The sequence below is a fragment of the Rhodobacter sp. SY28-1 genome (genome assembly GCF_005222785.1).
Lineage (GTDB): Bacteria > Pseudomonadota > Alphaproteobacteria > Rhodobacterales > Rhodobacteraceae > Tabrizicola.
Genome location: NZ_STGH01000002.1, coordinates 456573 through 479057, shown reverse-complemented (window position 1 = coordinate 479057; position 22485 = coordinate 456573). Strand labels below are relative to the sequence as shown.

General features: G+C 66.3%; 19 protein-coding genes. 6 read left to right on the top strand and 13 right to left on the bottom strand.

Features of this window, described 5'->3' with window-relative positions; all coding sequences use genetic code 11:
* Positions 1-5: 5 nt before the first annotated feature.
* Both hemE and E8M84_RS11365 read left to right on the top strand, forming a co-directional pair.
* The gene (hemE, locus tag E8M84_RS11370) at positions 6-1046 is read left to right on the top strand and encodes a uroporphyrinogen decarboxylase (RefSeq protein ID WP_137111313.1); all 1041 of its coding nucleotides are present in this window, start codon (positions 6-8) and stop codon (positions 1044-1046) included.
* Positions 1047-1050: 4 nt separating this feature from the next.
* Positions 1051-1944, top strand: a complete 894-nt coding sequence (locus E8M84_RS11365) for a DMT family transporter (RefSeq protein WP_137111312.1) — start codon at positions 1051-1053, stop codon at positions 1942-1944.
* Between the two features lie 39 nt (positions 1945-1983).
* On the opposite strand, the gene E8M84_RS11360 is transcribed toward E8M84_RS11365, so the two are convergent.
* Positions 1984-3138, bottom strand: a complete 1155-nt coding sequence (locus E8M84_RS11360; protein ID WP_137111311.1) for an acyl-CoA dehydrogenase family protein — start codon at positions 3136-3138, stop codon at positions 1984-1986.
* Between the two features lie 129 nt (positions 3139-3267).
* Between E8M84_RS11360 and E8M84_RS11355 the strand changes: the two genes are divergently transcribed.
* Positions 3268-3960 (top strand): helix-turn-helix domain-containing protein, encoded by a 693-nt coding sequence (locus tag E8M84_RS11355; RefSeq protein WP_137111310.1) that lies wholly within the window; start codon positions 3268-3270, stop codon positions 3958-3960.
* 72 nt (positions 3961-4032) lie between these two features.
* Positions 4033-4758 (top strand): serine/threonine protein phosphatase, encoded by a 726-nt coding sequence (locus E8M84_RS11350; RefSeq protein WP_137111309.1) that lies wholly within the window; start codon positions 4033-4035, stop codon positions 4756-4758.
* A gap of 98 nt (positions 4759-4856) precedes the next feature.
* Here E8M84_RS11350 and lpdA read toward each other — a convergent pair whose 3' ends face one another.
* The 8 genes from lpdA to E8M84_RS11305 all read right to left on the bottom strand — a co-directional run bounded on the left by lpdA (position 4857) and on the right by E8M84_RS11305 (position 14745).
* Positions 4857-6245 (bottom strand): dihydrolipoyl dehydrogenase, encoded by a 1389-nt coding sequence (gene lpdA / locus E8M84_RS11345; protein WP_137111308.1) that lies wholly within the window; start codon positions 6243-6245, stop codon positions 4857-4859.
* Between the two features lie 85 nt (positions 6246-6330).
* The gene (locus E8M84_RS11340; RefSeq protein WP_137111307.1) at positions 6331-6726 is read right to left on the bottom strand and encodes an MAPEG family protein; all 396 of its coding nucleotides are present in this window, start codon (positions 6724-6726) and stop codon (positions 6331-6333) included.
* Positions 6723-7682 carry a glycosyltransferase family 2 protein gene (locus tag E8M84_RS11335; RefSeq protein ID WP_137111306.1) on the bottom strand — a complete coding sequence of 320 codons (960 nt, stop codon included), beginning with the start codon at positions 7680-7682 and terminating at the stop codon, positions 6723-6725. The genes E8M84_RS11340 and E8M84_RS11335 overlap by 4 nt, the downstream gene beginning before the upstream one ends.
* 3 nt (positions 7683-7685) lie before the next feature.
* Positions 7686-9254, bottom strand: a complete 1569-nt coding sequence (locus E8M84_RS11330; RefSeq protein WP_137111305.1) for a class I SAM-dependent methyltransferase — start codon at positions 9252-9254, stop codon at positions 7686-7688.
* 76 nt (positions 9255-9330) lie between these two features.
* Positions 9331-9792, bottom strand: a complete 462-nt coding sequence (locus E8M84_RS11325; RefSeq protein ID WP_137111304.1) for a hypothetical protein — start codon at positions 9790-9792, stop codon at positions 9331-9333.
* Positions 9789-10028 carry a hypothetical protein gene (locus tag E8M84_RS11320; protein WP_137111303.1) on the bottom strand — a complete coding sequence of 80 codons (240 nt, stop codon included), beginning with the start codon at positions 10026-10028 and terminating at the stop codon, positions 9789-9791. Before E8M84_RS11320 ends, E8M84_RS11325 begins: the two co-directional genes overlap by 4 nt.
* Before the next feature lie 468 nt (positions 10029-10496).
* Positions 10497-11753: a 2-oxoglutarate dehydrogenase complex dihydrolipoyllysine-residue succinyltransferase gene (gene odhB, locus E8M84_RS11310; protein ID WP_394347408.1), complete on the bottom strand. Its 1257-nt coding sequence runs from the start codon at positions 11751-11753 to the stop codon at positions 10497-10499.
* Positions 11754-11775: 22 nt separating this feature from the next.
* A complete protein-coding gene (locus E8M84_RS11305) occupies positions 11776-14745 on the bottom strand; it encodes a 2-oxoglutarate dehydrogenase E1 component (RefSeq protein ID WP_137111301.1) in 2970 nt (989 codons plus the stop codon).
* Between the two features lie 170 nt (positions 14746-14915).
* Between E8M84_RS11305 and E8M84_RS11300 the strand changes: the two genes are divergently transcribed.
* Positions 14916-16100 carry a glycosyltransferase family 4 protein gene (locus tag E8M84_RS11300; protein WP_137111300.1) on the top strand — a complete coding sequence of 395 codons (1185 nt, stop codon included), beginning with the start codon at positions 14916-14918 and terminating at the stop codon, positions 16098-16100.
* 232 nt (positions 16101-16332) lie between these two features.
* Here E8M84_RS11300 and E8M84_RS11295 read toward each other — a convergent pair whose 3' ends face one another.
* Genes E8M84_RS11295 through sucC form a run of 3 tightly spaced genes read right to left on the bottom strand, consistent with a single transcriptional unit; the run spans position 16333 to position 19545 of the window.
* Positions 16333-17460 carry a glycosyltransferase family 2 protein gene (locus E8M84_RS11295; RefSeq protein ID WP_137111299.1) on the bottom strand — a complete coding sequence of 376 codons (1128 nt, stop codon included), beginning with the start codon at positions 17458-17460 and terminating at the stop codon, positions 16333-16335.
* A gap of 1 nt (position 17461) precedes the next feature.
* Positions 17462-18346 carry a succinate--CoA ligase subunit alpha gene (sucD, locus tag E8M84_RS11290; protein ID WP_137111298.1) on the bottom strand — a complete coding sequence of 295 codons (885 nt, stop codon included), beginning with the start codon at positions 18344-18346 and terminating at the stop codon, positions 17462-17464.
* A 5-nt stretch (positions 18347-18351) separates the two neighbouring features.
* On the bottom strand, positions 18352-19545 hold the full coding sequence (gene sucC, locus E8M84_RS11285; protein WP_137111297.1) for an ADP-forming succinate--CoA ligase subunit beta: 1194 nt from the start codon (positions 19543-19545) through the stop codon (positions 18352-18354).
* A 268-nt stretch (positions 19546-19813) separates the two neighbouring features.
* On the opposite strand from sucC, the gene E8M84_RS11280 reads away from it, so the two are divergent.
* On the top strand, positions 19814-21136 hold the full coding sequence (locus E8M84_RS11280; protein ID WP_137111296.1) for an aspartate aminotransferase family protein: 1323 nt from the start codon (positions 19814-19816) through the stop codon (positions 21134-21136).
* Between the two features lie 138 nt (positions 21137-21274).
* Here the strand turns inward: E8M84_RS11280 and E8M84_RS11275 are convergent, their stop codons facing one another.
* A complete protein-coding gene (locus E8M84_RS11275; RefSeq protein ID WP_137111295.1) occupies positions 21275-22462 on the bottom strand; it encodes a hypothetical protein in 1188 nt (395 codons plus the stop codon).
* Positions 22463-22485: the final 23 nt, after the last annotated feature.

The following is a 22485-nucleotide window of genomic DNA, read 5'->3' as shown; positions in this document are numbered from 1 at the left end:
TGGACATGACCAAGACGATCCTGCGCGCGCTGAAGGGCGAGGTGCTGCCGACCCCGCCGATCTGGATGATGCGACAGGCGGGACGCTATCTGCCGGAGTACCGCGAGACGAGAGCGAAGGCGGGGGATTTCCTGTCGCTGTGCTACAATCCGGAGCTGGCCGCCGAGGTGACGCTGCAGCCGATCCGGCGCTATGGGTTCGATGCGGCGATCCTGTTTGCCGACATCCTGCTGCTGCCGCAGGCACTGGGGCCGAAGCTGTGGTTCGAGACGGGCGAAGGCCCCCGGATGGAGACGACGGACACGGCGTCGCAGGTGGCGAACCTGAAGCCCGTCGAGGCGATCCACGAGACGCTTTCGCCCGTGTATGAGACGGTGAAGATCCTGGCGCGGGCTTTGCCGAAGGAGACGACGCTGATCGGCTTTGCGGGCGCGCCCTGGACGGTGGCGACCTACATGATCGCGGGGAAGGGGTCGAAGGATCAGGCGGCGGCGCATGCGTTGAAGGCCGGGGACCGCGCGACGTTCCAGGCGCTGATCGACAAGATTTCGGACGCGACGGTGGAATACCTCTCGGCGCAGATCGAGGCGGGGGCCGAGGTCGTCAAGCTGTTCGACAGCTGGGCCGGGTCGCTGAAGGGGCAGGATTTCAAGGACTTCGCCGAGGCGCCGACCGCCAAGATCATCGCGGCCCTGAAGGCGCGGCATCCGGGGATTCCGGTCATCGCCTTCCCGCGTGAGGCGGGACAGGGGTACATAGGGTTTGCGCACCGGACAGGTGCGGACTGCGTGGCGATTGATAACTCGGTCAGCCCGGAATGGGCGGCGGCGAATGTGCAGATCGACGGTTGCGTGCAGGGCAACCTTGCGCCTGAGCATATGGTGACGGGAGGGCAGGCGCTGATCGCAGCGACGCAGCATGTCGTGCGGGCGTTTTCCAAGGGGCCGCATATCTTCAACCTCGGCCACGGGATCACGCCGGATGCGCATCCGGACAATGTGCAACTGATGATCGACACGATCCGGGGCACACCGGGCGGCGGTTGAGCCGATGGGCTGGGTGCTGGCGACGCTGATCGCGGCCGCCGCTCAGACCGCCCGCAACGCGACGCAGGCGAGCCTGACCCGGGCCATCGGCACGCTGGGTGCGACCCAGGTCCGGTTCCTGTTCGGGTTGCCGTTTGCGGTGCTGTTCCTGGGGCTGGTCGTTGGGTTCGGTGGCGGGTCGGTGCCGTCTGTGACGGCCGAAGCGCTTGGGTTCACCCTGCTGGGAGCCCTGTCGCAGATCGCGGCGACGGCCCTGATGCTGTACACGATGAAGTCGCAGAGCTTTGCCGTGACCACGGCCTGGATCAAGACCGAGCCGGTGCTGGTCGCGCTGATCGGGGCGGTGGTGCTGGGCGACCATCTGAGCCTGCCGATGCTGGCGGCCATCGTGATCGCCACGGTCGGGGTGGTCCTGATGTCGGTAAAGCCGGGGATGGGTCTGGCGCTGTGGCGGGACGGGGGGTCGGTCCTAACCGGGCTGGTCGCCGGGGCGCTGTTCGGCCTGGCGGCGATCGGATTCCGGGGTGGCATTCTGGCGCTGCCCTCGGGCGAGTTCCTGATCCGGGCGACGACGATCCTGGTGGTCAGTCTTGTCCTGCAGGCCGGGGTTCTGTCCCTGTGGCTGATGGCCTTTGACCGGGCGGCGCTGTTCGGGTCTCTGCGGGTCTGGCGGGCCTCGCTTGGTGCGGGGTTTCTGGGGGCCTTTGCCTCGCAGTTCTGGTTCATCGGGTTTTCGCTGACCTCGGCCGCGAATGTCCGCACGCTGGCGCTGGTCGAGGTGATCATGGCGCTGGCGGTGTCGGTCGTGGTGATGGGTCAGGCGGTGCGGCCCCGGCAGGTGGTCGGGATGGCGGTGATCATGCTGGGCGTGATGCTTCTTTTGCAGAGCCAGCCGTAAGGGGGGTGGGGCGGCCTGTGTCGACCGCCCCTTTCGATCCTAGAACACCGTCGTGACGGGTTCGCCCAAGGCCATCGCGCCGGAATATTGCGCCTGCGCGCCGCGCTGCATCGGGTGGTAGCGCGCACCCTGGATGTCGCGGAAGCGCCGCTCCAGGCCCACCGAGCGGTAGAAGCCCGCGCCGCCTGCGAGTTCCATCGCCAGCTCCACCGCGCGGATGGCATGGTCGGCCATCAGGGACTTGGCCATCATCACGGCGTTGATCGTGTCGGCCGAAGGGGCATTGCGTTCGGCCGCGGCCATCATGGACTCTTGGGCCAGTTCCGCGCCGCGGAGTTCGGTCATCATCCGCCCGGCCAGCGCGCGGAGGTCGTGGGTCAGGGGTCGCTTGCGCGCCAGCTTCAGCGCAATGTCGCAGGCGCTTTCGGCGACGCCAAGGTAGGCCGCGTAGATCAGCGGGAAGGCGATGGTGCCGATGATCTGGAACAGCGGGTGCCATTCCCCGGCCTTGCGTTTCAGCGCGACGGCAGCGTCGGGGACGAAGTAGCCGTCCAGGACCACGTCGTTCGACCCGGTGCCGCGCATGCCAAGGGTGTGCCAGGTGTCCTCGATCCGGACGCCTTCGCCCTTCATCGCGACACCGAAATGGAGGACATGGCGTTCGCCGCCCTGGTCCAGCACCGCGCCGGTCATCAGGATGTTCCCGGCAGCGGCGCCCGAGGTGAAGACCTTGCGGCCATGGATGCGGTAGCCGCCTTCGACGGGACGGGCCTCGCCTGAACCGGCGATCCAGTCTGATCCGCCGCTGGAGAGGAGGATGATGCGCTCGGCCGCGATGCGTTTCAACAGGGGCTCGACGGCGGCAACCTTCTGGTGCTGCCAGCGCCAGGCCGGGATCGCCACCTGATGCGTATGCATCGCGAAGGCGAGCGCTGTGGACCCGCAGGCCCGGCCGAGGACGCGGAGCATCGACGACAGCTCTCGCACATCCGCGCCGCCGCCACCGAGGTCATGGGGAACGCCCGCCTCAACCAGGCCGGACTCGCGCAGGAGGGCGTAGTTTTCGGCGACGAAGCGGTCTTCCGCATCGGCCCGTTCCGCCCCGGCGGCGATCCGGTCGGCCAAACCCTCGGCAATCTCGACGCAGCCGACCCGGTCGGCGGTGGTTTTGGTGATTTCGTCCTGCAATGTCATGGTCATTCTCCAGTCTGTTCTGCGAATGCCTTTAGACTGCGCGCCGGGTGGTGTTTCGGCCAGTCCATGAACTGTACTAGGTGCGACTCTTCGGGGCTGTTACCCTTGCCTGGAAATGGAGGGTTCCCGATGACCGAGACCGCAAGTTATGGCCAGTTCTGCCCCGTCTCGATGGCGGCCGAAATCCTGTGTTCGCGCTGGACGGTCGTGATCCTGCGCGAAATGTTGTGTGGCAGCACAAGGTTCAACGATCTGCGACGGGGCTTGCCGCGGATGTCGCCGACGCTGTTGTCCAAGCGGTTGAAAGAGCTGGAGGTTTCCGGCGTGATCCGTACCACGCCCATTGCTGGGGGTGGGTTCGAGTATCACTTGACCGAGGCAGGCGAAGAATTGCGGCCCATCGTCATCGGGATCGGAAACTGGGGCCAGCGATGGGTGGAATCGCGGCTGTCGCTGCGCAATCTGGACCCGACGCTGCTGATGTGGGACATGCGCCGCAACCTCAGCCCGGACCCGCTGCCCGAGCGGCGCTGCACGATACAGTTTCTGTATCCCGAGTTGCCACAGGACCGGCGGAACTACTGGCTGGTGGTGGAATCGGGCGAGGTCGACCTGTGCAGCTTTGACCCGGGGTATGAGGTGGACCTCTTGGTCACCAGCTCGTTGAAGACGATGACGGCGATCTGGATGGGGCTGGCGCGGCTGGGGCCGGAGGTCGATGCGGGCCGGGTCCGGCTGGACGGGGACCCAGCGATCCGGCGATCAATGCAGAAATGGCTGAAGCTGAGCGTGTTCGCCCCGGTCGAGCGGCGCGTCGCCTGACGGGGCCGCGGGGCTTTTGCAATCCTGTCGTCCAGGCGTTACATGGGCTGCGTTCATTCCCGGAGCGCGCTGGTGCCCGATCCTGATCTTGATGCGGCCCTGTCGAAGGCGTTAACCGACCCCCCGCGCCGGGTGCGGCGGCTGGACCTGCCCGACGGGCGGCGCTTCTGGCTGAAGCGGGTCGAGCGGCTGTCGGGGCGGCTGCGGCTGCAGAAGGGCGATCCGGCCAAGGCTTTCGCGGCGGAACGGGAGGGTCTGCGGGCGCTGGCGGCGGCAGGGTTGCCGGTGGCAGGGGTGGCGCAAGAGGGGCTGGACTGGCTGCTGATGCCGGACGCGGGGCCGACCTTGCCGGATGTGGCCGCCGATCCGGGGCGCGATGAGGCGGAAAAGCTGCGCGCCTTTACCGAAGCGGGCAGGTCGCTGGGGCGGCTGCACTGGGCCGGGATGGCGCACGGGCGGCCTGCGGTGCGCGATGTCTGCTGGGACGGCAGCGCCGCGCGGTTCATCGACCTGGAGCGGTTCCGGCGGGCACAGCGCGCAGGCGTCTGGCAGGCGGCGGATGTGGTGATGTTCGCGCAGACGGCCTTCACGCAGTGGCCCGAGGATGGCCGCTGGCTGGAGGCGGCGCTGGGGGCCTATGCGATCTCGGCCCCGGAGGGCGCGACGGCGGCCGTGCGGCGGTTGGTGCGCTGGCTGACGCCGGTGAGATGGCTGGCCGCGGGACTGTCGCGGATCAGGCCGGGAAGCCGGGAACTGCGGGCGGTGGGGCTGACGCTGGGACGGCTGCGGCGGCTTTAGCGGAGCGGCTCGTCGGGGACTTCGTTCCTCCTCGCTCGGGTGGCCTTGCGGGGAGGAGACGAAGTCGAACGAGGAGCCGTCTGGTCAGGCGTGGCCACTCACGCGTGAATTGCCCCGTCGCCGCAGGCAAGGGCGGCTTCGCGCACGGCTTCGGACCAGGTCGGGTGCGCGTGGCAGGTGAGCGCGAGGTCCTGCGCGCTGGCGCCGAACTCCATCGCGACGCAGACCTCGTGGATCAGGTCGCCTGCGGCCGGGCCGATGATGTGGCAGCCGAGGATGCGGTCGGTGGCGGCGTCGGCGATCAGCTTGACGAAGCCTTCGGCCTGGAAGACGGCCTTGGCGCGGGCGTTGCCCATGAAGGGGAACTTGCCGACCTTGTAGGCGCGGCCTTCGGCTTTGAGCTGCTCCTCGGTCTGGCCGACGTTGGCGACCTCGGGCGTGGTGTAGATCACGCCGGGGATGACGCCATAGTTGACGTGGCCGTGCTTGCCGGACAGGACCTCGGCCACGGCCATGCCCTCGTCTTCCGCCTTGTGGGCCAGCATCGGCCCGGCGATGGCGTCGCCGATGGCGAAGAGGCCGGGGATGTTGGTCTGCCAGTGGGCGTCGGTCTTGATCGTGCCACGGGGGCCCATTTCGACGCCCAGGGCTTCGAGGCCGAGGCCTGTGGTATAGGGTTTGCGGCCGGTGGCGACGAGAACGATGTCGGCGTCGAGGGTGGCCTCAGCGTCGTTCTTCTTAAGCTTGTAGGTGACGGTCGCGCCCTTCTTGGTCTTGGTGACGGACTGGACGGCGGCCCCAAGGACGAACTTCAGGCCTTGCTTGGTTAGGATGCGCTGGAAGGTCTTGGCGACCTCGGCGTCCATGCCGGGGGTGATGGCGTCGAGGTATTCGACCACGGTGACCTCGGTGCCGAGGCGGGCGTAGACGGAGCCCATCTCAAGCCCGATGACGCCGGCACCGATGACGACCATGGTCTTCGGGGGCTTCGCCAGAGTGAGGGCGCCGGTGGAGGTGACGATGGTTTCCTCGTCCACGGTCACGCCGGGGAGAGAGGAGGCCTCGGACCCGGTGGCGATGACGATGTTCTTCGCGGTGTGGAGGTCGTCGCCGACCTTCACCTGGCCCGGGGCGGGGATCGTCGCCCAGCCTTTCAGCGAGGTGACCTTGTTCTTCTTGAACAGGAACTCGATCCCCTTGGTGTTGCCCGTGACGACATCATCCTTGTAGGCCTGCATCTTGGCCCAGTCGACTTTCGGGGAGGCGCCGATCAGGCCCATCTTCTCGAAGTTCTCATGCGTTTCGTGCAGCATGTGGGTGGCGTGGAGCATGGCCTTCGACGGGATGCAACCGACGTTGAGGCAGGTGCCGCCGAGGGTCTCGCGTCCCTCGACGCAGGCGACCTTTTGCCCCAGTTGCGCGGCCCGGATCGCGGCGACGTAACCGCCGGGGCCGGCGCCGATGATGATGGTGTCGAAATCTGCCATTTGGTCGGTTCCTTGTGGTTCGTGTCGGAGCGGGGGGTTTTGCACCCCCGGACCCCCGCAGGATATTTTCGGACAGATGAAAGGGTCAGATAAGGGCGGCCACGATCATCGTCAGGGTTGCAAAGAAGCCTACGCCCCAGATGGCCGAGCGCCAAGGGCGCCAGCCGAAGGCATAGGCGGGGATGTAGAGGAGGCGGGCCACGAGGTAGGTCCAGGCGGCATATTGCGTGGTGACGGTGGACTGGTTGCCGAGGGTAACGACCACAACGGCGAGGGTGAACAGGATCAGCCCTTCGAAGTGGTTGTTCAGCGCGCGCTGCAAGCGGCCGGTCAGGATGGACATCTCGCGCGAGGGGGGGCGGTCGCGGGGGCTGGAGGTGTAGCCGGTGCCCAGCTCGACGTTCGCGCGGACGGCGAAGAGGACGAACTGGAGGGCCTGGAGCAGGCCGGCAAGGGCGAGGACGGTCAGTTCGGGGGTCATGCGGCGGCCCTTTTCGTCCAGCGGGTCAGATTGTCGGGGGTGAGGCGGGCGGCCTTGGTGGCGGCGAACCAGTCGCGGCAACGAGCTTCGGCGTCAGTGATGCCGGGAAGGGCGCGGAGGCGAGAAAGCTCGGCCGCGGTTTCGGGCCAGCGGGCGAGGATGGAGCGGTCCTGCGTGTCGTTCCGGTTGGCGATGCGGTGCCATTTCGAGCCGAGGTGGTATTTGTCGGACGGCGGGCCCATGCCGCGGCCGCGGTCGTTCTTCAAGAGGAAGACGTCGGTCGACCGAGTGGCGTAGTGGTTGATCTGCGCGCCGCCCCTGAGGGCGGTTTCCACTGGCTGGTAGCGTGAGCGCGGGGCGCCGTGGAGGGGGGCGGAGGAGAGGGGCTCTCCGGCGGCGTTGACAGCGAGGGGGGCGTCGATCAGGGGCTGCGTCGGCATGTGGTCGGAGGCCGAGGCGAAGGCGCGAAAGCGGAAGAGCGACTTGAACTTGACGGTGGTGGGGTCGGGGGCGGGTTCGCAGGCGGTGAAGGCGCGGAGGGTTTCGCCGGGCCAGTCGCGGTGGCCGTTGTCGCCGAACATGCGCCAGGGAAGCGCGATGGTGTGGGCGTCTTTTGCGCGGTCGATCAGGGTCTGGACGGGGGCGGCACCGGGGGAGATGGTCAGGAATTCGTCGCTGTCGAGATGGGCGAGCCATTCGGCATCGGTCTGGGCCAGGTGCGCCATGGCGCGGGGGATGCCTGCGGCCTGGGGTGGGGTGCCGGGGGGGAGGGGGTTCGGCAGGTGGGTCACCTCGCCCTGGGTGGCGAGGCGGTCGAGGAGGGTGTCGGAGCCGTCGTCGCAATCGTTGGTGCAGATCACCACCGGGCCGAAGCCGATCACGCGGTGATAGGCGAGCCATTCGAGGAGATGGATCCCCTCGTTCCGCATGCAACTGACCAGTGCGATGCGGCCCATCCGTCAGCCCGCCTTGCGCATCCGGGCGCGATCGAGGGCGGCTTGCAGGAAGGCCTGGAAGCTGTGCTGGGCGGCGAAGGATGCAAGATTCTCGAAAATCTTCTCGGTCTTCTGGGCCGTAAGCTGGGCTTCAAGGTTGAAATAGTGCAAGTCAGACTGCAGTGGTGGGGCGAGCGGTTCCGAGACCACGGGCTTGCCGCGCAGGTAGGCTTTCAGGAAGCGGGGGTATTCGGAATAGGTGCCCTCGCGGAAGTGCAGGTTCAGGACGGCACCCTGTTTCGCGATCAGCGCATCCAGCGGACGGCCGAAGGTGCCGTGGGGGGCGACCTCAATGGGGCCTTTCGCCTGGAGGTCCGCGAGGAGCGTCCGGCGGCGGTCGTTCAGCGCGCCGAAGAAGACCGGCGGGGTGGGTTGGAAATCGGGGGTGATGGGGGCTTCGGGGAAGATGTGCGGGCCGAACAGGACCTTGGCGCGCAGATCTTCGGGCAGGAAGTCATAGGCGGGGGCGTTGTCGGCGCTGAAGTCGAGGAGGACATCGTAGAAGGTCGCGTGCCTTTGCCGGAAGCGTTCCTTGGGGATGCGCCACATCGGCTGGCCGGTCTTGTCGAGGTATTGCTCGGTCTGGATGCCGATCCTGAAGCGCCCGGTATCCAGCGGGCGGTCAATGACATGGACGCCGACATAGACGTCGACGGGTTCCGACAGGGGCGCAGAGATGCAGCGCGCAAGGTCGTTGCCGAAGTCGCGCAGCACGCGGTGGCCGGAGTAGAGGTCGACGTTGTGGACGGTGGTTTTCTGGGTGTTCACCGGTTCCGCGGGAGCGAGGGTCGTTGCGGCGACGAGGGGCTTTTCGGCCGGGATGTATTCCCGTGCGGCGGGGCGGAAGGTCTGGAAACCGTCGTTGGCGAGTTTCACCGGGTCGACGTAGGTGAAGCTGGCGTAGAACTTTTCGACCCCATAGTCGGCCAGGGTCAGGTCGGTGAAGCGGCTCAGGATTTCGTCATAGGCCTTGGTCAGCGCCTTGTTCTTCGGGTCGAGGTTCGAGACGACGACCAACCCGGTGGGCGCGCAGTCGAGGACCTGGATCGTGAGGTCAGGGCGGTATTCCTGCAGGATCGGGATCAGTTTCCAGACGTCACCCGTCCAGGCGCCGCGCGGGATGTTGTCGAGGTCGCGCGTGGTCATGCCGTGGCCGAAGGGGCAGCAGTCGTGCAGCGCGATGACCGATTTGGGGGTGCCTGCGGCCTCGGCATTGATGAAGTCGCGCAGGAGGTATTCGTAGAGGTGCATCCCGTCGAGGAAGCTGAAGCCGGGCCTGGCTTTCAGGGTCTTCAGGTGGCCGTCGGCGAAGAAGTCGTCGCTGGTTTGCTGGTAGAGGTGCAGCTGCGACTTGTTGCCGGCGACGTCGTACTTGATGCGGAACTGCGGGTCCACGGCGATGGAGGGGCTGCGGGATTTCGCCAGCGACCGGCCGGTCTGCGAGCCAATCTCAAGATACCAGTCAAAGCGCAGTTGCGCGTGCAGGGCGTCGAGGAATTCGCGATAGTCGAGGCCCTTGGCGGGGATGAACATCAGGCTCTCCGGGTCGTTTGGGTCCCGGCTACCGGAGGGCGGAGCGGGACACATGTCAAGAGCGGGGCTGTGCGGGTCATTCGAAGGCCGCCGGAAGCTTGAGTTCGAGGATGGTGAGGTTGAACTGGTAGTAGCGCTGCTGCCAGTCGGGCTGGGTCTCGCAGAGGGTCTTGACCTGGGCCCAGGGGGTGTCGGGGGCGGGCATCAAGTTCTCCGGCTGCGCGGCGGTGGTGAAGGCGGTGACGGCCTCGGGCGGGACCTGGTTCGCCGTCAGGATTGCGGCGGCGGCGGTGACGTCGCGCTGCCAGTTTTCCGCGATCTGGGCGTGGGTGGCGGGGTCGAGCGCGGAGCAGGTCAGGAACACGCGGTGTTCGGCGATGGCCTGGGAGAGAAGGATGTCGGCGGCGGGGGTGCCGGTGGGGATGACCTGGGCGGCGGCGGGGGTGGCGAGGAGGAGGAGGGCGGCGAGGAGGCGCAGGGTCGGACGGTGCGCTGTGGCGCACCCTACGGGGGTCGTGAGGGCGGCGCGGTGGGTCATGCGGTTTGCAGGAATTGCGCGGTGAGGGCGTGGCCGAGGGCGGATTGCTTGGCGAGCCAGGCTTCGGCGTTCTTGCGGTTGTGGACCTCGAAGAGGACGAGGATGGCGTTCTGGTCGCCCTTCCAGATTTGCAGTGTGTTGAGGCTGGCGGCGGCGATGTTCTCGGCCTCGGCGTCGAAGGCGGATTTCCAGGCGGCGTAGTCGGGGGCGGAGGTCTGGATCAGGAGTTGGGTCATTTGGGGGCTCCTGCTGGGTTAGGCCGGTTGCTCCCCGCCCCTCGCAGCGAGGGGAGGAGAGGTGACTTTCTGGCAGCTAGTAGCAGCGCATGATTCCAAGGGAATCTGTTGAGCAGGTCGTTCCGTTGCTGCCTCGCGTGATACCTAGGGAATCTGTGCTCCAACTATTGCCCTGATTGTCCCGCGTGATGCCGAGGCTATCTGTTGAATAGGTGCTTCCGTCGCTGCCCCTGGTTATGCCTAGGGAATCCGTCGACCAAGTATTGCCGTGGTTATCACGGGTTATACCTAAACTATCAGTCGAGTACGTCGTCCCATCACTGCACCGCGTGATGCCCAAGGAGTCGGTTGAACAAGTTAGTGTTTGCGCGTTCACGCTGGACACAAGAACCAGAGTGAAGGTGAGCGCTAATCGTAGTCGCATTCTCTTCTCCAAAAATGCCTGTAAACCTCTGACTAGGTTGTCCCTTACAAATCCATCAGCAGCCGCCGCGGGTCTTCCAGCGCTTCCTTCACGCGGACCAGGAACGTCACCGCTCCCTTGCCGTCCACGATCCGGTGGTCGTAGCTCAGCGCCAGGTACATCATCGGGCGGATGACGATCTGGCCGTTCACCACGACCGGGCGGTCCTGGATCTTGTGCATGCCGAGGATGCCGGACTGTGGGGGGTTGAGGATGGGGGAGGACATCAGCGACCCGTAGACGCCGCCGTTCGAGATGGTGAAGGAGCCGCCCTGCATCTCGGCCATCGACAGTTTGCCGTCGCGGGCGCGAAGGCCCAGTTCGGCGATCTTCTTCTCGATGGCGGCAAAGCCCATCTGGTCGGCGTCGCGCACGACGGGGACCACGAGGCCCGACGGGGTGCCGACGGCGACGCCCATGTGGACGTAGTTCTTGTAGACGATGTCCTGGCCGTCGATCTCGGCGTTGACCTCGGGGACTTCCTTCAGCGCGTGGCAGCAGGCCTTCACGAAGAAGGACATGAAGCCGAGCTTGACGCCGTGCTTCTTCTCGAACGCGTCCTTGTATTCGTTGCGAAGGCCCATGATGCCGGACATGTCGACCTCGTTGTAGGTCGTCAGCATCGCGGCGGTGTTCTGCGCGTCCTTCAGGCGGCGGGCGATGGTGGCGCGGAGGCGGGTCATTTTCACCCGTTCCTCGCGCGAGGCATCCTCGGCCGGGACCGGCGCGCGGGGGACGGAGGCGGGCGCAGGGGCTGCTGTCGGGGCGACGGCGGGGGTCGCCTGGGCAGGAGCGGTGGCAGCTTTTGCCACGTCCTCCTTCATGATCCGGCCATCACGGCCCGAGCCCTTGACCTCATCGGCCGAAAGACCGGCCTCGGCCATCGCCTTCTTGGCGGAGGGGGCGTTTTCCACATCGGTGCGGGCGACGACCTCTTCCGTGCCAGCACCGGGGGAGCCGACAGCGGCGGCGGCCTCAATCTTCGGGTCCTCGGTCTTGGGCTTCTGCGCCGGTGCGGCGGCGGCGGCGCCCTCGGTCACGATGGCGAGGCGCGCGTTGGCGGCGACCGTGGTGCCTTCCGGCGCGATGATCTCGGCCAGCACGCCCGACACCGGGGAGGGCACCTCGACCGAAACCTTGTCGGTCTCAAGCTCGCAAAGCATTTCGTCCTGCTTGACCGCGTCGCCGGGTTTCTTGAACCAGGTCGATACGGTGGCCTCGGACACGGATTCGCCAAGGGCGGGAACCATCACGTCAGTCATTTGTCTTCTCCGGTCTTCGAGGTCAGTTCAGGCCCAGGGCCTGGGCGACGAGTTGTTGCTGTTCGTATTTGTGGCGGGAGGCGAGGCCGGTGGCGGGCGAGGCGCTGGCCTTGCGGCCGGCGTAGGACATCCGGGTGGCCTTGCCGCGCAGCTTGGTCAGGATCACCTCCATCTCGGGCTCGATGAAGGACCAGGCGCCCTGGTTCTTGGGTTCCTCCTGGCACCAGACGAAATCGGCCTTGGGGAAGCGGCCGAGTTCCTGGGTCAGCGAGATCGTGGGCACCGGGTACAGTTGTTCGACGCGGAGGAGGTAGGTGTCCTCCAGCCCTTGCGCGTCGCGTTCGGCGAGAAGGTCGTAGTAGACCTTGCCGGAACAGAGGACGACGCGCTTGATCTTGTCGTCGGCCTTCAGCTTCAGGGTCGAGTTGCCCTTCTGCGCATCGTCCCAGAGAACGCGGTGGAAGGTGGAACCGTCGGTGAAATCCTCGGCCCGGCTGATCGCCATCGGATGCCGCAGGAGCGACTTGGGCGTCATCAGGACCAGCGGTTTGCGGTAGGTCCGATGCAGCTGGCGGCGCAGGATGTGGAAGTAGTTCGCCGGGGTCGTGCAGTTGGCGACGATCCAGTTGTCCTCGGCGCTGAGTTGCAGGAAGCGTTCCAGACGGGCGGAGGAGTGCTCCGGGCCCTGGCCTTCGTAGCCGTGCGGCAGGAGCATCACGAGGCCCGACATCCGCAGCCACTTCGATTCCGACGAGTTGATGAACTGGTCGATCATGATCTGCGCGCCGTTGGCGAAGTCGCCGAACTGGGCTTCCCAGAGGGTCAGCGCGTTCGGTTCGGACAGCGAGTAGCCGTATTCGAAGCCGAGGACGGCGTATTCGGACAGCATCGAGTCGATGACCTCATACCGCGCCTGGCCGGGGCGGATGTGGTTCAGGGGATAGTGGCGTTCCTCGGTCGTCTGGTCGATCCAGCCGGAGTGGCGCTGCGAGAAGGTGCCACGGGTGCAATCCTGCCCCGAAAGGCGCACGGCAAAGCCTTCGGTCTGGAGCGAGCCGAAGGCCAGCGCCTCGGCCGTGGCCCAGTCGAAGCCCTGGCCCTTGGCGAACATTTCCTTCTTGGCGTCCAGCTGGCGCGCGACGGTCTTGTGCATGTCGAAGCCGTCCGGGACGCGGGTCAGCGCGGCACCGATCTCGGCCAGGGTCTCGGGCTTGATCCAGGTTTCGCCGCGCTGGTAGTTGTTCAGGTCCTTGGTCTGGAGGTTCTTCCAGCGGCCATCCAGCCAGTCGGCCTTGTTCGGCAGGAAGGCCTTGCCAGCCTCGAATTCCTCGTTCAGGCGGGCCTGGAAGGCGGCCTTCATGTCTTCGATTTCGCCTTCGGGGATGAGGCCGTCGGCGACGAGGCGGTCGGTGTAGAGCTGCAGCGTGGTCTTCTGCTTGCGGATGCGGTTGTACATCGCCGGGTTGGTGAACATCGGCTCGTCGCCTTCGTTGTGACCGAAGCGGCGGTAGCAGAAGATGTCGATGACCACGTCCTTGTGGAACTTCTGGCGGAACTCGGTCGCGACCTTGGCGGCGTGGACCACGGCCTCGGGGTCGTCGCCGTTGACGTGGAAGATCGGCGCCTCGACCATCAGGGCGATGTCCGTGGGATACGGAGAGCTGCGGCTGAAGGCCGGGGCGGTGGTGAAGCCGATCTGGTTGTTGACGATGATGTGGATGCAGCCGCCGGTGCGGTGGCCCTTGATGCCCGACAGTTGCAGGCATTCCGCGACGACGCCCTGACCGGCGAAGGCCGCGTCACCATGCAGGAGGATCGGCAGGACCGCGATGCGTTCAGCCGTGTCGTTCAGCTGGTCCTGCTTGGCGCGGACCTTGCCCAGCACCACCGGGTTCACCGCTTCAAGGTGCGAGGGGTTGGCGGTCAGCGACAGGTGGACCTTGTTGCCGTCAAACTCCCGGTCGCTGGAGGCGCCGAGGTGGTACTTCACGTCGCCGGAGCCATCGACGTCCTCGGGCTTGTAGCTGCCGCCCTGGAATTCGTGGAAGATCGCCCGGTAGGGCTTTTGCATCACGTTGGCGAGGATGTTCAGGCGGCCCCGGTGCGGCATGCCGATGATGATTTCCTTCACCCCCAGCGCGCCGCCGCGCTTGATGATCTGTTCCATTGCGGGGATCACCGCCTCGGCCCCGTCAAGGCCAAAGCGTTTGGTGCCCATGTATTTGACATGAAGGAACTTTTCGTAGCCCTCGGCCTCGACCAGCTTGTTGAGGATCGCCTTGCGGCCTTCGCGCGTGAAGGCGATTTCCTTGCCGTAACCTTCGATCCGTTCCTTCAGCCAGGCGGCCTGCTCGGGGTCGGAGATGTGCATGTACTGCAGCGCGAAGGTGCCGCAGTAGGTGCGCCGGACGATGTCGATGATCTGGCGCATCGAGGCGTGGGTCAGGCCCAGCACGTTGTCGATGAAGATCGGGCGGTCCATGTCAGCTTCGGCAAAGCCGTAGGAGGCCGGATCGAGTTCCGGGTGGCTGCCGCGCTCGGCCAGGCCGAGCGGGTCGAGATCGGCGGCGAGGTGGCCACGGATCCGGTAGGCGCGGATGATCATCAGGGCGCGGATGGAATCGAGGACGGCGCGCTGGATCTGTTCGTCGGACAGCTGGACGCCCGCCTCGGCGGCCTTGGCGGCGATCTTCGCGCCGGCGGCTTTGGCTTCCTTGGCCGGAGGGGGTGCGGCCCATTCGCCGGTCAGCGCGGCGGTCAGGTCGTCGGCCGGCTGGGGCGGCCAGTCGGCACGCGCCCAGGAGGGGCCGGAAGCGGCGCGCTTGGCGTCAAGCTCGCTGTCGCCGAGGGCGCGGAAGAATTCGGCCCATTGCGGATCGACCGAAGCCGGATCGGCGGCATGGCGCGCCGCGAGCTGGTCTATGTAATCGGCATTGGCGCCATCCATGAAGGAGGATGCCTGGAACTGGGCGTTCGGGGATTGATCGGTCATGCTCTGGCTCCATTCCTCTGGCAATCGCGGGCCGGCTGGGGACTTTCTGACGTCTTGACGAGCAGCGCCCCGACAGGGAAATCGCTGCTTAACAGAAGTGTTTCAATGTGGTAGGCGCCATTTGATCTACGGGCCATACCACTGCGGATTCCTTTTTTCAGGTCGTTCTCATGCCGATAAAAAGCCTGCTTGTCCTTTCCGCCGAGTTTCCGGCGCCGTGGCAGACCTATATCGTTGACCAGGGACGCGATTTTGCCGCGCTTGGCGTGAGGGTCGGCTTTGTCTCCACGCGCCGCCCGGCGCCGCAATACTTTTCCGAGGCGATCCTGACACGCGCCGGCGGTGAGTTCGAGACGCTGTTCCCGCCCGCCGCTGGTGATCTTGGCTATCTCGTGCTGCATCCGGTGCAAACGCTGAGGATGCTGCGCTACTTGGCGCGTGCCAGGGCTGGCGGGATGCGCGGCTGGTTGCGCCGTCTGGTCCTGTTGCCCAGCGCCGCGCGGCTGATCAGGCTGGCCAAGGCGCGCAACGCGGATCTGGTCCATCTGCATTCCTTCGGCGACGCTGCCCATGTCGCCGCCATCGCCGAACGCGCCTGCGCGCTGCCCTACAGCCTGACCCTCCATGGTGCGACCCAGGACTGGGGCGGGGACATCACCCTCAAGGGCGAGAACGCCCGTCATATCTTTGCGGTGACCCGGGCCCTGGCCGCGGAAATTGCCGATCTTTGTCCGGGGCGTCCCGTCTCGGCGTTGTCCATGGGCATCGACATCGACCGGTTCGGCTGGGTGGAGCGCCCGGATCGCGCACCGGGCGATACCTGGACCCTCTGCACGATCGCGCGGCTGCATCCCGGAAAGGGCCATGTCCAGGTTCTGGAAGCTGTCCGCCGCCTGCGCGACGAAGGCTATGACCTGCGCTACCTGATCGCCGGTAGCGGACAAGCCGAAACCGAGATCCGCGAGGCAATCGCCCGGTTGCAGCTGGAGGATGCGGTGCAGCTGCTCGGCCCGCTTTCCGGGGACGAGGTGGCGGCGCTGATGCAGAGGTGCGACATCAAGGTACTGGCAAGCCTGGGCGAGGCCGCGCCGGTGTCGGTCATGGAGGCCATGGCAACTGGCCTGCCGGTGATCTGCTCGCGCGTCGGCGGGACGCCCGACATGATCGAGGACGGCAAGCAGGGCCTTCTGGTCCCGCCCGGCGATATCACGGCGCTGACCGACGCGCTGCGCCGGTTGGTCGGGACGCTGGGGCTGGCTGCGGGCATACGCTTGGCGGCGCGGCAAAAGGCAGTCGATGACTTCGACTCGGCCAAGCTCACGGCGCGGGTCTACGAGGCGCTTGCGACCGACTGAGGCGGAGCAGGAGGGACTGTCGCTGCCGCCGACAATCGTGAGGCGCTGGCAGCAGAGCTGCGGCGGACCGGCAGGAACCTCACAGACCGACCCGGCCGATCCGGCGCTGCCGGATCCGCCGCCGCGAGGTGCGGCGATGGCGGCGATGGGCGATTGGTCGATCATGAGGAAATTCGCCGGAGTTGAGGAACGGAAGAGGCGGGTTGCGGACGTCAGAGGGTTGAGGGGCGGGTCATGGCTGCGAGAGTGGCGGGAGGCCCAGCACCCGGCGCTGGATTGGGGCATAGTATGGGCCAAGGGTGGACCGGTCCTGGCGCATGATGCCCAACGTGACCGGGACCGCCGCACACATGGTACGGAACTGCCGGAACGCCCAGCGCCGCGACAACAGGTCTTTGAGAAACTCGGCGTTCAGGCGGCGCAGGAGCATCACGTAGAACTGGATCATGCTTCTGACTGGCGTGTTCGAGTGCTTTCGCAGCAGGAAGGCTACGTTCAGAACGCCCAGCATGGTCGATTGTTCACGCTTCAGCCGCCCGGCCATCGCCTCGTGATGGTAGATTCTGGCGTCCTGCGCCTGAACGATCCAGCCATGGCGGGAGAAGCGATAGGTCGCATCCAGGTCTTCCGCCGAGGCATAGGCGAGCAGGTCGTTGTCGAAGGGTTCCGCCAGCGCCATCGCGCGGCGGACCGTCATGCGATAGCCACCGATTGTCTTCACCGCATGGATCGGACCCAGGCCGCTGGCGGCCACGGTTGCTTCGTCCGGGACGTGCCAGCGGCCATCGTAAGGAATGAACACGCGGTCGGCCGACATCATCAGAAGCTCGACCCAGAGAAAGCGCGCCAGACTTGAGCGCGACAGGATGACTTCGGTCAGCCGGGCCTTGGACGCGCCGGTCTTTCCGGCGGCGGCCACGCCCGCGGCTGGGCCATCGGCGCCTGTCAGCGGGGCATCGCTGGCCGAGACCGCCGCGACGCGCTGGTCGCGGTCGGCCTCGTAGACCGCCATGATGGCTTCGGCGCAATCGCTGTGCAGGAAGGCGTCGTCGTCGATCAGGAACAGGATATCGGCCGAGGCGGCCTTGATGCCATGGTTGCGCTGGGCGGGAAGCGACTTCTTCGGGGCGGGCAGGTATTGGATAGGCACGCCGGCAGCCTCGGCCATGGGGACGATCCGGCGGCTGTTGCCGTCCCAGTCTGGGCTGGCATCCACGATGACGATCTCGGAGGGCAGGCGGGTCTGGGCAAGCGCATGGCGCACGCAGACCTCGAGCAGGTCGACGCGGTTGTAGGTCGAGACACAAAGCGCCCAAGTGAGCGTTCCGGTCACGACCCCAATCTGTCCGTCCTGTCCCATGCTAGCCCTTGATCGCCTTCAGCACGGCTTCACCGAGGCCCGCCGGGCTGTCGGCCACCACGATCCCGGCGCTGAGCATGGCCTGGATCTTCGATTCCGCGTCACCCTTGCCGCCGGCGACGATGGCCCCGGCGTGGCCCATGCGGCGACCGGGGGGGGCGGTGCGGCCGGCGATGAAACCGGCGGTGGGCTTCCAGCGGCCCTTCTTCTTTTCGTCCGCGAGGAACTGGGCGGCGTCCTCTTCCGCCGAACCGCCGATCTCGCCGATCATGATGATCGAGTGGGTGTCGGGGTCGGCCAGGAACATCTCGAGCACGTCGATGTGTTCGGTGCCCTTGATCGGGTCGCCGCCGATGCCAACGGCGGTGGATTGGCCGAGGCCGACGTCGGTGGTCTGTTTCACGGCCTCATAGGTAAGGGTGCCGGAGCGCGACACAACCCCGACCGAGCCCTTGGAGAAGATCGAGCCCGGCATGATGCCGATCTTGCATTCGCCGGGGGTCAGGACGCCGGGGCAGTTCGGGCCGATCAGGCGGGACTTCGAGTTGATGAGGGCTCGCTTGACCTTCATCATGTCGAGGACCGGGATGCCTTCGGTGATGCAGACGATCAGCGGGATCTCGGCGTCGATGGCTTCCAGGATCGAGTCGGCGGCGAAGGGCGGGGGGACGTAGATCGCAGTGGCATCGGCTTGGGTCTTGGCCACAGCCTCATGGACGCTGTCGAAGACGGGGAGGCCGAGATGCTCGGTCCCGCCCTTGCCGGGGGTCACGCCGCCGACCATTTGCGTCCCGTAGGCGATGGCCTGTTCGGAGTGGAAGGTACCCTGCGAGCCGGTGAAGCCCTGGCAGATGACGCGGGTGTTCTTGTTGACGAGAACGGACATGAGCTTCAGCCTTTCACCGCTTTGACGATCTTCTGGGCGGCATCCGACAGGTCGTCGGCCGCGATGACGTTCAGGCCCGAGTCGTTGATGATCTTCTTGCCCAACTCGACGTTCGTGCCTTCGAGGCGCACGACCAGCGGGACCTTGAGGCCGACTTCCTTGACCGCCGCGATCACGCCCTCGGCGATGATGTCGCAGCGCATGATGCCGCCGAAGATGTTGACGAGGATGCCCTTCACCTGCGGGTCGGAGGTGATGATCTTGAAGGCCTCGGTCACCTTTTCCTTGGTGGCCCCGCCGCCGACATCCAGGAAGTTGGCGGGCTCGGCCCCGTAGAGCTTGATGATGTCCATCGTGGCCATCGCCAGCCCCGCGCCGTTGACCATGCAGCCGATCTCGCCATCCAGCGCGATGTAGTTCAGGTCGAACTTGGAGGCGGCGAGTTCCTTCGGGTCTTCCTCGGTCTCGTCCCGCAGGGCGGCGATGTCGGGGTGGCGGTAGATCGCGTTGCCGTCAAAGCCCATCTTGGCGTCCAGAAGGCGGAGGGTGCCGTCCTTCAGCACGCAGAAGGGGTTGATCTCCAGCATGTCCATGTCCTTGTCGACGAACAGCCGGTAGAGGTTCTTGACGATGGCGACGCAGGACTTGACCTGGGCGCCGGAAAGGCCGAGCGCAAAGGCCACGCGGCGGCCGTGGAAGTCCTGCAGGCCGGTGGCCGGGTCGATGGTGAAGGTGTGGATCTTTTCCGGGGTGTCGTGGGCGACGTCCTCGATCGACATGCCGCCTTCGGTCGAAGCGACGATCGAGATGCGGGAGGTCTGACGGTCGATCAGGAAGGCCAGGTAGAATTCGCGGTCGATGTCGGAGCCGTCTTCGATGTAGATCCGGTTGACCTGCTTGCCCGCGGGGCCGGTCTGGATGGTGACGAGGGTGCGGCCCAGCATCTGGCGGGCGAATTCAGCGGCTTCACCGACCGAGCGGGCGAGGCGCACGCCACCCTTTTCTCCGGCTTCGGGTTCCTTGAAGTGGCCCTTGCCGCGGCCCCCGGCGTGGATCTGCGACTTCACCACCCAAAGCGGGCCGTCAAGCTCTCCGGCGGCGGTCTTGGCGTCCTCGGCCTTGAGGACGACGCGGCCGTCACTGACCGGGATGCCGTAGCTGCGCAGCAGTGCCTTGGCCTGGTATTCGTGGATGTTCATGGAGCGCCCCTTTGACGGCCGGGATTGGTCAGGGGCGTTCTGGCATGGGTTGGCGAACAGGCCAAACGCCAAATGCCTGAAATGCGCAGGAAATGCCGGGAAAGTGACGGATGTGATCACAGGCTTTGAGGCTGTGATCACACGACGGAAAATTGTGATCACATGGTTGCGGTAACGCCAGACTCGCCGCCGAATCACCCTGCAGGTGGCCAGATTGACAAGGTTCGAGGGGATTGCGAAGGCTGTAGCGGAAGAGAAGGAGACCGCCATGCCGCGCCCCAGTGCGAACGACATCACTCAAGGCACCCTGCCGAAGATCAGCCACGGGCGGGGGGTCTATCTGTGGGATGTGGACGGGCGGCAGTACATCGACGGCTCGGGCGGGCCGGCGGTGTTTTCCATTGGGCATGGCGACCCAAGGGTGAACGAGGCGGTGGCGCGGCAGATGGAGAAGGTGGCCTATGGCTATCGCTATCTGTTCACCACGGATCCGCTGGAGGAGATGAGCGAGATCATCTGCAAGGCCACGGGGCTGGCCGACATGGTCTACACGACCAGCGGGTCGGAGGCGGTGGAAAGTGCGGTGAAGATCGCGTTGCAGTATCACTTTGACCGGGGTGAGCCGGGGCGGGTGAAGTTCATCGCGCGGAAGCGGTCCTGGCATGGGAACACGCTGATGGCGACGGCGCTTTCGGGGTTCGAGGACCGGCAGCGCGCCTTTGCGGGGGCCTTGCCCTCGGTCGGGCGGGTGAGTGCGGCGAATGCCTATCGGCTGCCTTCGGGCGTCACGCGGGAGGGGCTGGTGGCCCATCTGGCGGCCGAGCTGGAGGCGGAGATCGTCCGGCTGGGGCCCGAGACGGTGGCGGCGTTCATCTTCGAGCCGGTTGTCGGGGCGGCCGGGGGGGCGTTGCCTGCGCCGGAGGGGTATGGCCGCGCGGTGGCGGAGGTTTGTCGGCGGCACGGGGTGCTGGTGATCTGCGATGAGGTGATGTGTGGCTCGGGCCGGACCGGGGTCTGGCGCGCCTCCGAAGAGGACGGGATCACGGCGGACATCATCACGGTGGCGAAGTCGCTGTCGGGGGGCTACCTGCCCTTGGGGGCAGCGGTCTACACCCAGGAGATCGCGGATGTGATGGCGGCGGGGCATGGCGGGCCGCTGACCGGGCATACCTATACCGGGCACACGGCCTGTCTCGCAGCGGGCGTGGCGGTGCAGAAGATCGTGGCCGAGGAGGGCCTGCTGGCGCGTATCCGGGACAAGGGGCCACGCTGGCAGGCTGATCTGCGCGCGAGGATGGCGCATCTGCAGCAGGTCGGCGATGTGCGGGGGCGGGGGTATTTCATCGGGGTCGAGCTGGTGGCGGACCCGGAGACGAAGGCCCCGTTTGATGCGAGCCTGGGGGTGAATGGGCGCATCCGGGCGGAAGGCTTGCGGCGCGGGTTGATCTGTTATCCTTCGGGCGGGCATGTCGATGGGGCGGCGGGGGATACGGTGATCCTCGCGCCGCCGTTCAATGCGACGGATGCCGAGTTGGACGAGATCGCCGACAAGCTGGTGGCGACGCTGGAGACGGTGATCGCCGGGCTGTGAGCGCCGCGCGGGTTGGGGCGGTTGTCAAATTGAGCGCCTTGCGGCGCGAAGACCTTCTGTCTCGGCTCTGCGCGTGAAGGACGCACAGAGCCTCGGGATTTGCCTCCGGCGGGGATATTTGTGAACAGGTGAATGGCTTTAGTTCAGGAAGACGGCGAAGAGCATCGCGTCGCCCTGGACGATGTCCTCGAAGTCGCGCCAGGCTTGGCCGCCCATCTGCGGGCCTTTCTCGGCGTAGGGCAGGAGGCCTTCGCCCTGAATCCAGGTGACGAGGTCGACGGCGGGCGGGTTCTCGAAGGCCTTTTTCAGGTTGATCCCGGCCTCGGCCCCAAAGCGCCAATGGGGGATGAGGAGTTCGCCATTCAGCGCCTTTTCGGCGTCGGCAAGGACCGCCTGCCAGCGTTCGCCGGTGCCGGGGGGCATCCTGAGGCCAAGGCCGGAGACCTGGGTATCGTTCGGTACCCATTCGCCCGTGTTGTCGGTTTCCAGGGCGACGAGCGACCAGAAGCGGCGGTTCTCTTCGATCATCGACAGGAAATGGCCGTAGGCGTCCTGCGCGAGGCTCTTGTCGGGGGTCTTGGAGAGGGCGATGAGGACCATCGCGGCGCGGTCGACCTGGCGGCCGAACATCATGTCCATCGCGTTGTGGGGCGGGGTGGGGCCCCAGAGGGCGTAGATTTCCCTGGACGAGTCGATCACGCGCTGGATCGCCGGTTCGGGGTCGTAGGCGAGCGCGGTGGAGGCGAAACCGGACAGGAAATGGGTGTAGGCCGAGAGCCAGGCGGCGTCGGCGGTGTCGAAGGTGATGACCGGGTCTTCGACGGCGACGCCCATGCCGCGCCCGCCGCCAAGCGCCATGCCGGTGACTTCGGCCAGGCTTTCGCCTTCCTCGCGGGTGCCATTCGCGTTGATGTCGAACCAGAGGTCGGCAACGCGGATCGGGAGCGAGAAGGGCTTGTCGCCGAGTTGCGCCAAGGCTTCACGTGAGGCGTCCATGTCCGCGTCGAGGTTGCGGATCAGGGCGGTGAAGTCGGCAGCCTGGAAGGGGATGGCGTTCGGGTTTTCCGGGATCGGCAGGCGGAGGATCGGGAGTTCCGACCAGTCGGCCTTGACCCCGGTCTTCCAGCGCAGTTGCAGCGCCTGTTCGACACCGCCGAGGAAGCGCAAGCCCGCGAGGGCGAAGAGGTCTTCGTTGGTGGGGGCGGTGAGGGCAGCGAGGCGGGCTTCGGTGGGCGCAAGACCGGTGCGGGCGATTTCCTCGGACAAGGTCTCGGCTGCGACGGGCGTGGCGAGGAGGAGGGCGAGGGCGAGGGCGAGGGTGCGCATGGGGACTCCTGTGCAGATGGGTT

Coding starts and splice junctions, on each gene's coding strand:
- hemE (WP_137111313.1), top strand. CDS start 6: ATGACCAAGACGATCCTGCGCGCGCTGAAGGGCGAGGTGCTGCCGACC.
- E8M84_RS11365 (WP_137111312.1), top strand. CDS start 1,051: ATGGGCTGGGTGCTGGCGACGCTGATCGCGGCCGCCGCTCAGACCGCC.
- E8M84_RS11360 (WP_137111311.1), bottom strand. CDS start 3,138: ATGACATTGCAGGACGAAATCACCAAAACCACCGCCGACCGGGTCGGC.
- E8M84_RS11355 (WP_137111310.1), top strand. CDS start 3,268: ATGACCGAGACCGCAAGTTATGGCCAGTTCTGCCCCGTCTCGATGGCG.
- lpdA (WP_137111308.1), bottom strand. CDS start 6,245: ATGGCAGATTTCGACACCATCATCATCGGCGCCGGCCCCGGCGGTTAC.
- E8M84_RS11340 (WP_137111307.1), bottom strand. CDS start 6,726: ATGACCCCCGAACTGACCGTCCTCGCCCTTGCCGGCCTGCTCCAGGCC.
- E8M84_RS11335 (WP_137111306.1), bottom strand. CDS start 7,682: ATGGGCCGCATCGCACTGGTCAGTTGCATGCGGAACGAGGGGATCCAT.
- E8M84_RS11330 (WP_137111305.1), bottom strand. CDS start 9,254: ATGTTCATCCCCGCCAAGGGCCTCGACTATCGCGAATTCCTCGACGCC.
- E8M84_RS11325 (WP_137111304.1), bottom strand. CDS start 9,792: ATGACCCACCGCGCCGCCCTCACGACCCCCGTAGGGTGCGCCACAGCG.
- E8M84_RS11320 (WP_137111303.1), bottom strand. CDS start 10,028: ATGACCCAACTCCTGATCCAGACCTCCGCCCCCGACTACGCCGCCTGG.
- odhB (WP_394347408.1), bottom strand. CDS start 11,753: ATGACTGACGTGATGGTTCCCGCCCTTGGCGAATCCGTGTCCGAGGCC.
- E8M84_RS11305 (WP_137111301.1), bottom strand. CDS start 14,745: ATGACCGATCAATCCCCGAACGCCCAGTTCCAGGCATCCTCCTTCATG.
- E8M84_RS11300 (WP_137111300.1), top strand. CDS start 14,916: ATGCCGATAAAAAGCCTGCTTGTCCTTTCCGCCGAGTTTCCGGCGCCG.
- E8M84_RS11295 (WP_137111299.1), bottom strand. CDS start 17,460: ATGGGACAGGACGGACAGATTGGGGTCGTGACCGGAACGCTCACTTGG.
- sucD (WP_137111298.1), bottom strand. CDS start 18,346: ATGTCCGTTCTCGTCAACAAGAACACCCGCGTCATCTGCCAGGGCTTC.
- sucC (WP_137111297.1), bottom strand. CDS start 19,545: ATGAACATCCACGAATACCAGGCCAAGGCACTGCTGCGCAGCTACGGC.
- E8M84_RS11280 (WP_137111296.1), top strand. CDS start 19,814: ATGCCGCGCCCCAGTGCGAACGACATCACTCAAGGCACCCTGCCGAAG.
- E8M84_RS11275 (WP_137111295.1), bottom strand. CDS start 22,462: ATGCGCACCCTCGCCCTCGCCCTCGCCCTCCTCCTCGCCACGCCCGTC.